The 12,315-nt window shown below is 62.4% G+C and carries 12 protein-coding genes; 3 read left to right on the plus strand and 9 right to left on the minus strand.

The window, feature by feature from the left end:
• Positions 1-43: 43 nt before the first annotated feature.
• Both C5P05_RS32555 and cysE read left to right on the plus strand, forming a co-directional pair.
• Positions 44-889, plus strand: a complete 846-nt coding sequence (locus C5P05_RS32555; RefSeq protein WP_114974203.1) for an RNA methyltransferase — start codon at positions 44-46, stop codon at positions 887-889.
• Positions 890-898: 9 nt separating this feature from the next.
• Positions 899-1,672 carry a serine O-acetyltransferase gene (gene cysE / locus C5P05_RS32560; protein ID WP_114974001.1) on the plus strand — a complete coding sequence of 258 codons (774 nt, stop codon included), beginning with the start codon at positions 899-901 and terminating at the stop codon, positions 1,670-1,672.
• Between the two features lie 113 nt (positions 1,673-1,785).
• Here cysE and mog read toward each other — a convergent pair whose 3' ends face one another.
• Both mog and yjgA read right to left on the minus strand, forming a co-directional pair.
• Positions 1,786-2,391, minus strand: coding sequence for a molybdopterin adenylyltransferase (gene mog, locus C5P05_RS32565; protein ID WP_114974002.1), 606 nt, complete (start codon positions 2,389-2,391; stop codon positions 1,786-1,788).
• Positions 2,388-3,035: a ribosome biogenesis factor YjgA gene (gene yjgA / locus C5P05_RS32570; protein WP_114974003.1), complete on the minus strand. Its 648-nt coding sequence runs from the start codon at positions 3,033-3,035 to the stop codon at positions 2,388-2,390. The genes mog and yjgA overlap by 4 nt, the downstream gene beginning before the upstream one ends.
• Positions 3,036-3,099: 64 nt before the next feature.
• Here yjgA and pmbA point away from each other — a divergent pair, with 64 nt between their 5' ends.
• A complete protein-coding gene (gene pmbA, locus C5P05_RS32575; protein WP_114974004.1) occupies positions 3,100-4,494 on the plus strand; it encodes a metalloprotease PmbA in 1,395 nt (464 codons plus the stop codon).
• 1 nt (position 4,495) lies between these two features.
• Here pmbA and C5P05_RS32580 read toward each other — a convergent pair whose 3' ends face one another.
• The 7 genes from C5P05_RS32580 to C5P05_RS32610 form a co-directional block, all read right to left on the minus strand.
• Complete coding sequence (locus C5P05_RS32580; protein ID WP_114974005.1) at positions 4,496-4,957, minus strand: GatB/YqeY domain-containing protein; 462 nt, start codon at positions 4,955-4,957, stop codon at positions 4,496-4,498.
• A 149-nt stretch (positions 4,958-5,106) separates the two neighbouring features.
• Entirely contained in the window at positions 5,107-5,319 is a 213-nt protein-coding gene (gene rpsU, locus C5P05_RS32585; RefSeq protein ID WP_011465162.1) for a 30S ribosomal protein S21, read from the minus strand.
• 162 nt (positions 5,320-5,481) lie between these two features.
• The gene (locus C5P05_RS32590) at positions 5,482-6,747 is read right to left on the minus strand and encodes an NAD(P)/FAD-dependent oxidoreductase (protein ID WP_269813980.1); all 1,266 of its coding nucleotides are present in this window, start codon (positions 6,745-6,747) and stop codon (positions 5,482-5,484) included.
• Positions 6,748-6,778: 31 nt separating this feature from the next.
• Positions 6,779-7,504, minus strand: a complete 726-nt coding sequence (locus C5P05_RS32595) for a methyl-accepting chemotaxis protein (RefSeq protein WP_232834751.1) — start codon at positions 7,502-7,504, stop codon at positions 6,779-6,781.
• Between the two features lie 141 nt (positions 7,505-7,645).
• Positions 7,646-8,443: a uroporphyrinogen-III C-methyltransferase gene (cobA, locus tag C5P05_RS32600; RefSeq protein ID WP_114974007.1), complete on the minus strand. Its 798-nt coding sequence runs from the start codon at positions 8,441-8,443 to the stop codon at positions 7,646-7,648.
• On the minus strand, positions 8,440-9,354 hold the full coding sequence (gene ybiB, locus C5P05_RS32605; protein WP_114974008.1) for a DNA-binding protein YbiB: 915 nt from the start codon (positions 9,352-9,354) through the stop codon (positions 8,440-8,442). Before ybiB ends, cobA begins: the two co-directional genes overlap by 4 nt.
• Positions 9,355-9,417: 63 nt before the next feature.
• Positions 9,418-12,276, minus strand: coding sequence for a molybdopterin-dependent oxidoreductase (locus C5P05_RS32610; protein WP_114974009.1), 2,859 nt, complete (start codon positions 12,274-12,276; stop codon positions 9,418-9,420).
• Between the last annotated feature and the right edge of the window lie 39 nt (positions 12,277-12,315).

Raw genomic sequence — 12,315 nt, forward strand, 5'->3', positions numbered from 1 at the left:
CCCGCCCGGCGATTTTTCAAATTTCGAGCGCATTTTGGATGTCATGAAAACACGTTTTATCCTGATCAACACCAGCCACGCGGGCAATGTGGGGGCGGCGGCCCGCGCCATGAAAACCATGGGGTTTACCGACCTGGTGCTGGTGGCGCCGCGTTGGGCTAATGTGCTTAACCGCGAGGAAACCATCCAGCGCGCCAGCGGGGCGCTGGATGTGCTGAGAAACGCCCGCATTGTTGCCACACTGGACGAGGCGCTGGACGGCATGACCCACCTATGTGCGACGGCCATGACACCGCGCGACTTTGGCCCGCCCACCGTCACGCCCCGCGAGCATTTCGAGGTACTATCGAAAAAGGAGCTGCTTGCGCATATTCCACGGGGGCTAGAGGCTAATTTTCCTTGTAAATCTGAGGACAATGCGACACCGGCCGAGCTTGTGGCGGTGCAGCAAGGCATTGCATTTTTGTTTGGTTGCGAGCGGTTTGGCATGAGCAATGAAGATGTCTACCGCTGCCACGTCGCCTTGACCATTCCGAGCGACCCCAAGTTTGGCTCCCTTAATCTGGCGGCGGCCTTGCAGGTGATCGCCTACGAATGGCGACTGGCCCTCGGTGCCTTTGCCGTCGAGGAGGCGACTGCCGCTCCGGTGCTGGCCGACGCGAGTCAGATGGCGGGCATGCTGGCGCATTGGGAGAAGTCACTGATCGCGATCGGGTTTCTGGACCCGCAGGCACCCAAGAAGCTGATGCCCCGGCTCAATCAGCTGTTCAACCGGGCTGGTGTCACGCAGGAAGAAATCCACATTCTTCGCGGTATCGCCAAAATGATGGACCAGACCGCCACGGGGCACAAACCCTTGCCGCCAGCCGCAGAACCTTCAAAAGGCTAGACTTCAGCGATGTTTTCCCGACTACGTTCCGATATCCAATGCATTCTCGACCGCGACCCGGCGGCGCGCACCACTTGGGAGGTGCTCACCTGCTACCCCGGTCTGCATGCCGTGGTTTTACACCGTTTAGCCCATAGATGCTGGAGTCATGGCTTCAAATGGCTGGGCCGCTTTATTTCGCACCTTGCCCGCTTCCTCACCGGGATTGAGATTCACCCCGGAGCGACGCTTGGTGAGCGGGTGTTCTTTGACCATGCCATGGGCGTGGTGGTGGGCGAGACGGCCGAAATTGGCGACGGTTGCACCATCTACCAAGGCGTTACCCTGGGCGGCACCTCGCTGTACAAGGGCGTCAAACGTCACCCCACGCTGGGCCGCAATGTGGTGGTCGGCGCGGGCGCGCAAGTGCTGGGTGGTTTCACCGTCGGCGACGGCGCCAAAGTAGGTTCCAACGCGGTGGTCACCAAACCGGTGCCGGCCGGAGCCACGGCGGTCGGCAACCCGGCGCGCATCATCCAGGCCGAACTGGATGTCAAACGGGAAGAAACCGCCTCCAAGATGGGATTTTCTGCCTACGGCGTCACGCAAAATGACGATCCATTGAGTCAGGCCATGCGTGGTTTGATTGACAACGCGTCAACCCAGGAACACCAGATCGCCCTGCTGTGGAAGGCGATCGAGACGCTGCAGGCCAATCGTTCGGCCACCAACTGTGTGCCGGGCGATGCCGCTTTGAGCGAGCACTTCGAGGCCGACAAGCTCAATCAGCTGGTGGGCAAGTAGTTCCATTCCCAATTCAATTCGATATGTCGTTGCCCCGCCTTGCCGTACTAAAGTGCTGTCTGCAGCGGTGCGCCTAATCTCGCATCGAATTGGAAATGGAACAAGTCAGTCCGCTAGGGGGCCGGGCGTATCGCCGCTTTAGGCCGGAATGCCTTGCAGACTGACTCAACGGTGTCCAGGTAAGGTCCGCCAATCAAGTCGATGCAGTACGGCACTGCGGCAAAAATGCCAGCCATCACCGACTCGCCGTTGCTGTCGCGCAGGCCTTCCAGTGTTTCCTGAATCGACTTGGGCTGCCCCGGCAGATTGATGATCAGGCACTGGTCGCGGATCACCGCCACCTGCCGCGACAGAATCGCGGTTGGCACAAACTTCAGGCTGATCTGGCGCATTTGCTCGCCAAAGCCCGGCATTTCCTTGTGTGCCACCGCCAGCGTGGCTTCGGGCGTAACGTCGCGCAGCGCTGGGCCGGTGCCGCCGGTGGTCAACACCAGCGCGCAGCCGGCATCGACCAGCTCAATCAGGGTGGCGCTGATGTTGGCTTGGTCATCAGGAATCAGCCGGGGCTCAAACTGCAACGGGTTTTTCAGCGCACGGGTCAGCCAGTCCTGCAGGGCGGGCAAGCCTTTGTCCAGATACACGCCGCTGGAGGCGCGGTCACTGATGGAAACGATGCCAATCTTGATGGCGTCGAACGGAGTCGTGGCGCCGGTGGTCATGGCGTTTCATCTCCTGCTTGGTGCGGGCCGGTTTCAGTTACGTCGTAGCCCAACAGCTGCTGACGCACGATCTGAAAAATATCGCGGTAGGCGCGGCCATGGCGCACGGCCTCGCCGGGTTTTTCGGGCTTGGCATCCTTGCGCGCCTGGCGAATCAGGGCACGCAACTGTTGCGTGTCGGTGTCCGCGTGCTGGGTGATCCACTCGCCAAACGCCTCCTCTTCGGCAATCAGGCGGTCGCGCCAGATCTCGGCTTGATGGAGTGCGTAGTTTTCGCGGGCTGAACCATTGTTCTGCTCCGCCAGTGCGGCACGAATGTTGTAAACACCGGTTTCATCGATCAGGCGCATCTGCTTGCCAATGAACTGCATCTGGCGGCGTTTGCCTTCAAAGTTGGTGATGCGCTTGGCCTCGGCGATGGCGTCCTTGAGCTTTTCAGTCAAGTCCAGTCGTTTCATCAGGTCGGCACGCAGCGTCAGTAAATCTTCACCCAGCTTTTGTAGCTCCAGGCTTTCGCGTTTGAGGTCGGTGCGGCTTTGGTCGTCCGTGCCCTTGAGTTCGCGCTTGAGCTCCAGATCGCGTTCACTGCCTTCGGCGACGAACTCACCTCTGACGAAATAGCCTTTTTTGAATTTGCGTGACATGGTAGGAAAAATGGGGGAAGGGCGGACGCGGAGTTCCGCAGAGCCAAGTATCATAGCCTCCGATATGAAGAAACCCAATACGCCCCCCGCCCAGCCCCGCGCTGACAATGGCTTCAGCTACAGCCGCCCCTATTTTGAAGAGCTGGTCGACACCGCCTTGGCGCATGCCAAAAAACTGGGCGCGACCGACGCCGGCGCTGAAGCGTCCGAGGGCTGCGGCCTGAGCGTTTCGGTGCGCAAGGGCGAGCTGGAAAATGTGGAGCGCAACCGCGACAAATCATTGGGCGTGACGGTTTACATGGGCAAACGCAGGGGGAATGCCAGCACCTCTGATTTCTCCACCGCTGCCATCCAGCAAACCGTGCAAGCGGCCTATGACATTGCCCGGTTCACGGCGGAAGACCCCATGGCCGGGCTGCCGGATGCCAAGGATGTGGCGCCGCAGTCAAAGCAGCGCACCGACCTGGACCTGTTTCATCCCTGGGCCATCACCAGCGAACAGGCCGCGCAACTGGCCATGGTTTGCGAAGCAGCAGCCCTGCAAACGGACAAACGTATTACCAACAGCGAGGGTGCGGGCGTGTCGGCCCAGCAGTCGCATTTCTTCAGCGCACACACGCGGGGTTTTCGCGGTGGTTACGCCAGCTCGCGCCACTCCATGTCGGTCTCGCCGATTGCGGGCAAGGGCAATGATATGCAACGCGATGCCTGGTACAGTTCGATGCGTCACCCGGATGACCTCGCGTCGCCCGAGTCGATCGGGCGTTACGCCGCCGAGCGCGCCTTGAGCCGGCTGAAGTCGCGCAAGATTGCGACGACGGAATGCCCGGTTTTGTTTGAGTCACCACTGGCTGCCGGTCTGCTGGGCAGCTTTGTGCAGGCCATCAGCGGCGGCGCGCTGTACCGCAAGAGCTCGTTCCTGCTGGACTCGCTGGGCAAGCAGGTGCTGCCCAAGCACATCGATATTCTGGAAGACCCGTTTGTCAAACGTGGCAAAGGCAGCTCGCCGTTTGATGACGAGGGTGTCAAGGTCAAGGCCCGCCAGGTGGTGGAGGCGGGGTGTGTGCAAGGCTATTTCCTGGGCAGCTATTCGGCCCGCAAGCTGGGCATGAAAACCACAGGCAACGCCGGTGGCTCGCACAATCTGATCCTGAGTTCGCGCCTAACGCGCGCCGGGGATGACCTGGATGCCATGCTGCAAAAACTGGGCACCGGCTTGTTTGTGACCGAGCTGATGGGCAGCGGCGTGAACTACGTCACCGGCGACTACTCGCGCGGCGCCAGCGGCTTCTGGGTGGAGAAGGGCCGCATTGCCTTCCCGGTGCAGGAGATCACCATTGCTGGCAACATGAAAGCCATACTCAAGGGCATTCAGGCCGTGGGGGCTGACACCTACAACTACGGCGCCAAGACGGTGGGTTCCATCCTGGTCAACCGCATGAAGGTGGCGGGAAGCTAACTTACCCGGCCAAGGCGGCCTTGACCGCCGCGGAAATCTGGCCCATCTCGGCTTTGCCCGCCAGACGCGCTTTCACGGCGCCCATGACCTTGCCCATGTCGCCGGGCCCGGCATTGCGGCCCAGCTCAACGGCGAGTTCAGCCACGATGGCCTTGACCTCGGTCGCCACTTCGTCGGCGCTCAGGCGCTGCGGCAGGTAAGCCTCCAGCACCTTGATCTCAGCCGATTCTTTGTCCGCCAGGTCCATGCGGTTGGCCAGGGTAAAGGCGGCCACCGAGTCCTTGCGCTGCTTGATCAGTTTGTCGACGATGGCCACCATGGCGACGTCGTCCAGCACCACGCGCTCATCCACTTCTTTTTGCTTGGCCGCCGCCAGCAGCAGGCGGATGGTGCCCAGGCGCTCGCTGTCTTTGGCGCGCATGGCGGTTTTCATGTCTTCGGTGATCTGGTCTTTGAGTGACATTGGAGGAACTCCTTGTTGGGTGGTTTGTGAATGTGGTTTCTGCCCTGATGCGCAACGGATCCAGACGTAAAAAAAGCCCACCTGAGCGTCCCCGGTGAGCTTTTTTTCAGGCCTTAATCAAGTTAAGTGCCTTGCAAGAGGGTACTGGATCAGTACATTTTCTTGGGCAACTGCATGGCGCGAATGCGCTTGTAGTTGCGCTTGACGGCGGCAGCCTTCTTGCGCTTGCGCTCGGCAGTGGGCTTTTCGTAGAACTCGCGTGCGCGCAAGTCAGTCAAAAGGCCGAGTTTTTCAATGGTGCGCTTGAAGCGACGCAGCGCTACGTCAAAGGGTTCGTTCTCTTTTACACGGATGGTTGTCATTACGTCATGTTGTCCAGAATATGCAGACTTCAGTCAAAGGGAGATCGAGCCATTTGACGTATTTCGTGCGATTTTCCCCGCTATAAAGTTGATCAGGCAGCGGGGGTTTGCCAGCAAAGCCTAGGATTATAGCCTTATCTTTATTGAATTCAATGCGCCGATTCACGCATGGGCGCGTTCCTTCAACAGCGTGGCCGCCAAACCCTGTGCACAGGCAAATCCGCTGGCCCAGGCCCACTGAAAGTTGTAGCCGCCCAGCCAGCCGGTCACGTCCACCACTTCGCCGATGAAATACAGGCCGGGCTGTTTGGACTCAAAGGTCTGGGACGACAGATCCCGCGTGTCCACGCCGCCGGCGGTGACCTCGGCTTTTTTGTAGCCCTCGGTGCCGGTGGGGGTCAGTTCCCAGCGCGTGAGGCGTTCCGCCAGGGCAGTCAAGGCCTTGTCGGTGGCCTCGTTGATGGGGCGCTGCCAGTTGTGGCCGACCCCACTGCCTTGCTGCACCCAGGCGTCGGCGAGGCGGGCGGGCACTTGGGTGGCCAGCTCGTTGGCAATCAATTTGCGCGAGGTGGATTTGGCGTGGGTGAGCGACTGCAATATATCGGTGTTGGGTGCCAGGTTGAGCCGAATGGGGGTGCCGGCTTGCCAGTAACTGGATATCTGCAGCACGGCCGGGCCGCTCAGGCCGCGATGGGTGAACAAAAGGTCTTCCAGAAAACCTGTTTTTTCCTTCTTGCTGCCCACTTCGATTTGTACCGGTAACGACAGGCCCGCCAGTTGGGCATAGGGCGCCCAGGCGTCGCCGTCAAAAGTCAGGGGCACCAAGGCAGGGCGTGGCTCGACCAGACGCAGGCCAAACTGGCGCGCAACACGGTAACCGAAATCCGTGGCGCCTATTTTGGGGATGGACAGACCGCCGGTGGCGATGACGACCGAGCGCGTGTGAATCATGCCTCGGTCGCTACCTATTTCATAGCTTCCTGCGCCCGTTTCGTCAGGGCTAGAGGCTGAAAACACTATATTTTTTAGGTTGCAGGGCTGCCAGCGCGTCACTTGCCCGGCATCGCATTCGGCTAGGAGTAGCTGAATGATGTCTTCGGCCGAACGGTCGCAAAACAACTGTCCTTTGTGCTTTTCGTGAAACGCAATGCCGTGGCCTTGCAGCAACTCGATGAAGTGGCGCGGGGTGTAACGCGACAAGGCTGAACGGCAAAAATTCGGGTTGTCGCCCAGGAAATTGGCGGCGGTGGTGCCGACGTTGGTGAAGTTGCAGCGCCCGCCGCCCGAGATGCGGATCTTTTCGGCCACGGCCGTGCTGTGGTCGACCAGCAGCACCTTCAGGCCCAACTGGCCCGCCACCCCCGCACAGAACAGGCCGGCTGCGCCGGCGCCCACGATCACAACGTCAAAATTTTGCATGGGCCGCAGTGTAGACGCAGCCCTCAGAGACCGCTGGACCTCAGCTGGCCTGTTTGTTCCGGGCCACCAGATCAACCGCCTTGCGTGACATACCGTCGATTTCTACGGTGATGCCTGACAAGACATTGGCCACCACGGCAAACTCCCGCCCATGCTGGCCGGCGCGGGCCGCCATCACCTGGGCGTTGAAGCTGACGACTTTGGCCTCGCGGGCCACCGTCTGGATGTCGGACACGATGCTGCTCAGCTCTTGCATCAACAAGGTCGACTTGCCTTTGCTGATGTTGTCAAAGGTTGTGGTCGCGGTGTTCAGTGCTTCAAGCACGCTGTCGGTGCTGGTGATCAGGGCATTCAGGGAGTGCTTGTGCGACTCCCCGTCGCTGATGCATTGCAGCGTGGTACGCATCTGCTGCATGAATTGCTCAATGACGGGGCCGACGCTTTGCGACCCCTGGTAGGTGTCGCGCACCAATTGGGCGCTGACTGCATCAAATTCGGTGATGGTGCCGCGCAATTGGACTTGGCTATCGCAAAACAACTGGAAGGTTTTTTGCGCCGCCTGCAGGTGAGTGCCGCTGCCACTGGCGGCCAGCACCGTTTGCAAAATCATGCGTTGCGACAGCATGCGCTGGCGCGCCGCCAGATTGACCAGCGACATCGATACGTTGGCGGCTGCCGGTCGGACATGGACAGGCCGCGCGGGTGAGGAGGGCAGGAATGAAGGCTTTGTATGCGTTTTGACTGAAACGGTGGGGGCAAACATCATGGCTTCTCCAAGGGTTATTACTTAGATTACGCAATATACGGGCCAGATGTTGATTTGAGTCAAAACTTGTTAGGCGATACAGCGCCGCAAACGGCGAAAAAAACGCCGCTGACCTGCGGCGTTGTTGAGGCTTCGCCCGCCTCAAGCGCGAGCGGTGCGCGCTTCCGGCAGTGCTTGTTGCAATGCCAGCGTGCCCTGCAGCACGTCGCCCACCACGATCACGCTCGGGCTCATCAGTTTTTCGCGTGTGATGGTGCGTTGCAGCTCCGCCAGGGTGCAGACCGCGTGGCGCTGGCTCGTCAGACTGGCATTCTGGATAACGGCCACCGGCGTGCTGGCGGGCAGGCCAGTCAGCAACTGGTCCTGAATGCTGTGCGCGCCACTCACGCCCATGTAAATCACCAGGGTAAGCCGGGCGCTGTGGGCGGTGGCGGCCAGTGCCTTCCAGTCGGTCCCCGTGCTACCGGGCTTGGCGTGACCGGTGATAAACACCACGCCATGGGCATGTTCGCGGTGCGTCAGCGGCACGCCCAGGGAGGTCACGGCGGCCAAGCCGGCCGTGATGCCGTTGATCACCGTCACGCGCACGCCCGCCGCCTGCAGATGCTCCACTTCTTCGCCGCCACGACCGAAGACGAAGGGGTCACCGCCCTTGAGGCGCACCACGGTTTCGCCCTCGCGCACGGCCATGAGGATGAGCTTTTCAATGAAGGCCTGCGGGGTGGATTTGCAGCCGCCGCGTTTTCCCACATGGATGATGCGGGCGGTGGGCGAGGCCAGCGCGACGATGGCCTCGCTGACCAGATCGTCTACCAGCAGCACGGTGGCGACCTGGATGGCTTTGACGGCCTTGATGGTGAGCAGTTCGGGGTCGCCCGGGCCGGCCCCGACGAGGGTGCAGCTGCCTTGGCCGGTCAGGGGGGATGGGGGGGGTGTCATGGTGTCGTCCTCGTTTGGTCAGACAGTTGCACGATGTGTGCCACCTGCAGGGCAATCGGGGTAGGAATGGGTTCCTGCCCGTCCAGCACCGCCCGGATCCAGCGGGTGGTGCTTTGCACGTCCGGCGCCGGCAAGCCTGGCACCTCGGTCAGGGAGCCATTCAGCATCTCCTGCAACCGGGTCACCTCGCCGTCGGCAAACGCATCCATGACGGGCGTGCGGCGCGGGTCGGCCACGGGTTCGCCTTCGGTGCCGCGTAGCAGCAAGGCCGTCGCCTGCACGAGGCGCAAGGTCGCCGCCATGGAGAGCGCGTATTCCGGGTGGGTGTAGCTGCCTACCACCACGGCCGGGTGGTCGCAGGGGTTCATCAGCTTGACCAGACTGTGCGCCGGGTTGCGCAGGCCGACCACGCGGCGCACGTCCAGCAGGCGCTGCAGGCCGGGACATAGCAGGCCGGTCGGGACAAACTGGACGCACCCATTCACTATGGTTTCGATAGCCGTTTGCGCAGGTATGCCAAGGGCCACGAGCACATCTTGTGCAGAAACGCGGGTGGATTCGGTGGGTGTGCCATGAACCACCACGGGCAAGCCCTCGCGCGCCAGCAACAGTGCCAGCAGCGGCGTGAGCACTGGCAGCTTGCGTGCACCGTTGTAGCTGGGCAGCACCACGGCGGTGCGGCCATGCACGGGAATCTTCAACAGCCGGGCATGGGTGGCGTCCAGAAAACCAGCCATCTCTTCCGGCGTTTCACCCTTGATGCGCATGGCCAGGCAAAACGCGCCGATCTCCAGGTCGGTGACCTCGCCGTCCAGTACCTGGCCGAACAGGTCGGCGGCTTGTTCGCGCGGAATGGAACGCGCGCCGTCTTTGCCGCGCCCGATGATTTTGATGTATTTGCCGATGCTCATGCGCGGATTGTCCGTGAACGTGGATGACTTGGGGTCTGAAAGCTTGTCTGCGTTCCGGCCGGCTCAGGCGCTTTGCAGGCTGGGCGCCAGGGTGTCGCGCACCATGCGCTGCAGCTGGGGCACACAGGAGCCGCAATTGGTGCCGCATTTCAGTGCGGACTGCAGCGCGTCCAGCCGCTCCTTGCCTGAACCGTGGCAGTTGGCCAGCTGCGCGCTGATCGCCACGTCGGTCACGTCGAAGCAGGCGCACACCTGTTTGCCACGCGACACCACCTGGACCGGCGGTTTGGCGCCGGGTAGCAGCAGGGCACGGCCATAGGCTTGTGCCGGCAACTCGTCTTGCAGCAGCGTGGTGATCCAGCCTTGGGCGCTGGTGTCGCCGGCCAGCATGAACCCTTCCAGCGTGGTGTTGGTCGCTGTGCGTTGCAGCAAGGCGGCACGGCGCTGGCCGCGCTTTTTGTCGGCATAGCGCACAACTTGGGGCTTGTCCAGGTTGAGCAGGGCCTCGATCTGCGTCAGTAGTGCGTCGTCCGCCGGAATTTCAAACGTGGTGGCGCGAAACAGCAGACCGCTGCGCTCCTGGCCGGGGGCATCCAGCGGCACGTTGTTGGCAAACGGCACGCAACTGGCGTACGCAAAATGGCTCATCAACTGCTGCAGTTCGGTGCGCGCCGACAGCACGCGATCTGCTGGCAGCCAGGCCACGGCCAATAGGGACCAGGGCATGTCGGCCTTCAAAACCTTGACGGCGGCGTGCTTGAACTCGGGCTGCTTGGAGTCCGGGCAATAAGCCGGGGTGGTGAGAGCGTTGACGCCAGCCAGGCGCTGACCGGTGGAGCTGATGCCGCTCAGGAACTCCTCGCCCCAGTGCATGGCCATGAAGACCTGGCTCATTCCGAGGTCAGCGCTGGCTTGCACGGGCACCAGAATTGAGCCGCGTTTGCTGGTGACGTGCACCAGGTCGCCCTCCTTGAGAAGGCGGCGGGCCATGTCCTGCGGGTTCATCTGCACGGTGGGCTCGCGCACATGGCCGAACAGCCGGCCCAGCGTACCGGTGCGGCTCATTCCATGCCACTGGTCGCGCAGGCGGCCGGTGGTGAGCGAGAACGGGTAGCGCGATTCGCGCGGCTCGGCCACTGGTCTGTAGACCGTGTTGACGAAGCGCGCGCGGCCGTCGGGCGTGGGGAAGATGCCATCCTCGTACAGCCTCGCCTTACCCTGCGTTTCGCCCTCGACCAGGGGCCATTGCCGGGGCGCCTGCTCCAGCAGGGGGTAGGACATGCCGGTGATGTCCAGGTCGCGGCCGCGCGTGGATTCGCGGTGTTCGAGCCAGATCGATTCCGGGGTGGGGTAGGGGAAGAGGGTTTGCGGTGAGGCTGGCAGCCTGACTTCGGACCCGACCCCCATGGCTTCCAGGCGTTGCGCAAAATCGACGACGATGGCCCAGTCGTGGCGGGCCTCGCCCAGCGCGGGGACGGCGGCGCGCACCCGGCTGATGCGGCGTTCGCTGTTGGTCACCGTGCCTTCTTTTTCGCCCCAGGTGGTGGCGGGCAGCAGCAAGTCGGCGTAGCGGCAGGTTGCGGTGCCGGCGAAGGCTTCCTGCACCACCACGAATTCGGCGCGCTCCAGCGCGCGGCGCACGGTGGCCTGGTCGGGCATGGATTGCGCGGGGTTGGTGCAGGCAATCCACAGTGCCTTGATTTCGCCGTCGGCGGCGGCCTGGAACATCTCGACTGCTGTCTTGCCGGGCTTGGCCGCCACCTCAGGAAGGCCCCAGAACGCGGCGATTTCGGCGCGGTGGGCCGGGGTGTTCAGGTCGCGGTGGCCCGACAGCAAGTTGGCCATGCCGCCGACTTCGCGTCCGCCCATGGCGTTGGGCTGGCCGGTGAGCGAGAACGGCCCGGCGCCGGGTTTGCCAATCTGCCCGGTGGCCAGATGCAGGTTGATCAAGGCGGCGTTCTTGGCCGTGCCGCTGCTGGACTGGTTCAGGCCCTGGCAGTACAGGCTGAGCGTCGGGCTGCGTTGTGCCGGGTTGGCGGCATTACCCGCGTGCACGCCGGCAAACAGGCGCGCCGCCTGCAGCAGGTCGTCCTTGGAGATGCCGCAGGTCTGGGCCACCAGCTCCGGCGTGTAATCGCGCACCGTGGCTTTGAGCGCGTCAAAGCCGCTGGTGTGGTCGGCCATGTATGCGGTATCCAGCCAGCCTTCCCACAGCATGGTGTGCAGCATGCCGTTGAACAGCATCACGTCGGTGCCGGGCTGGATCGGTAAAAACAGGTCGGCGATCTCAGCCGTGTCGGTGCGGCGCGGGTCGCACACCACAATCTTCAACGCCGGATTCGCCTGGCGCGCATCTTCAATGCGGCGAAACAGAATCGGGTGCGCGTAGGCGGTGTTCGAGCCGACGATGAAAATCGTGCCGGCATGGTTGACGTCGTCATAGCAGGCCGGCGGCGCATCCGCCCCCAGCGTCTGCTTGTAGCCGGTCACCGCGCTGCTCATGCACAGGCGCGAGTTGCTGTCGATGTTGTTGGTGCCAATCAGCCCCTTGGCGAGCTTGTTGAAGACGTAATAGTCCTCGGTGAGCAATTGGCCCGAGATGTAGAAGCCGACCGCATCCGGCCCTTGCTTACGGATGATGTCGGCAAAACGCCCGGCCGCCAGGTCCAGGGCGCTGTCCCAGGTGGTGCGCTGGGGTGGGGCGCCCCGCTGCAAGCGCTGCATCGGTTGCAGCAGCCGGGTTTGCTGGTTGACGACTGCACTGGCGGTCAGGTGCAGCGTGGAGCCCTTGGTGCACAGCCGGCCGAAGTTGGCGGGATGATCCGGGTCGCCGCGCACGCCGGTGATCTGGCTGCCTTCGGACGCGATGATCACGCCGCAGCCAACGCCGCAGTAGGGGCAGGTGGATTTTGTCTCAGTCATGTCCGGTGAGTTTGGTGGAGTTGTCAATGCGCATGGGGC

Origin of the sequence: Rhodoferax ferrireducens (genome assembly GCF_003347515.1) — a bacterium.
In the GTDB taxonomy this organism is placed as follows: Bacteria; Pseudomonadota; Gammaproteobacteria; order Burkholderiales; family Burkholderiaceae_C; genus Rhodoferax.

Coding starts and splice junctions, on each gene's coding strand:
- cysE (WP_114974001.1), top strand. CDS start 899: ATGTTTTCCCGACTACGTTCCGATATCCAATGCATTCTCGACCGCGAC.
- cobA (WP_114974007.1), bottom strand. CDS start 8,443: ATGACACCCCCCCCATCCCCCCTGACCGGCCAAGGCAGCTGCACCCTC.
- C5P05_RS32595 (WP_232834751.1), bottom strand. CDS start 7,504: ATGATGTTTGCCCCCACCGTTTCAGTCAAAACGCATACAAAGCCTTCA.
- mog (WP_114974002.1), bottom strand. CDS start 2,391: ATGACCACCGGCGCCACGACTCCGTTCGACGCCATCAAGATTGGCATC.
- C5P05_RS32580 (WP_114974005.1), bottom strand. CDS start 4,957: ATGTCACTCAAAGACCAGATCACCGAAGACATGAAAACCGCCATGCGC.
- yjgA (WP_114974003.1), bottom strand. CDS start 3,035: ATGTCACGCAAATTCAAAAAAGGCTATTTCGTCAGAGGTGAGTTCGTC.
- ybiB (WP_114974008.1), bottom strand. CDS start 9,354: ATGAGCATCGGCAAATACATCAAAATCATCGGGCGCGGCAAAGACGGC.
- C5P05_RS32555 (WP_114974203.1), top strand. CDS start 44: ATGAAAACACGTTTTATCCTGATCAACACCAGCCACGCGGGCAATGTG.
- C5P05_RS32610 (WP_114974009.1), bottom strand. CDS start 12,276: ATGACTGAGACAAAATCCACCTGCCCCTACTGCGGCGTTGGCTGCGGC.
- pmbA (WP_114974004.1), top strand. CDS start 3,100: ATGAAGAAACCCAATACGCCCCCCGCCCAGCCCCGCGCTGACAATGGC.
- rpsU (WP_011465162.1), bottom strand. CDS start 5,319: ATGACAACCATCCGTGTAAAAGAGAACGAACCCTTTGACGTAGCGCTG.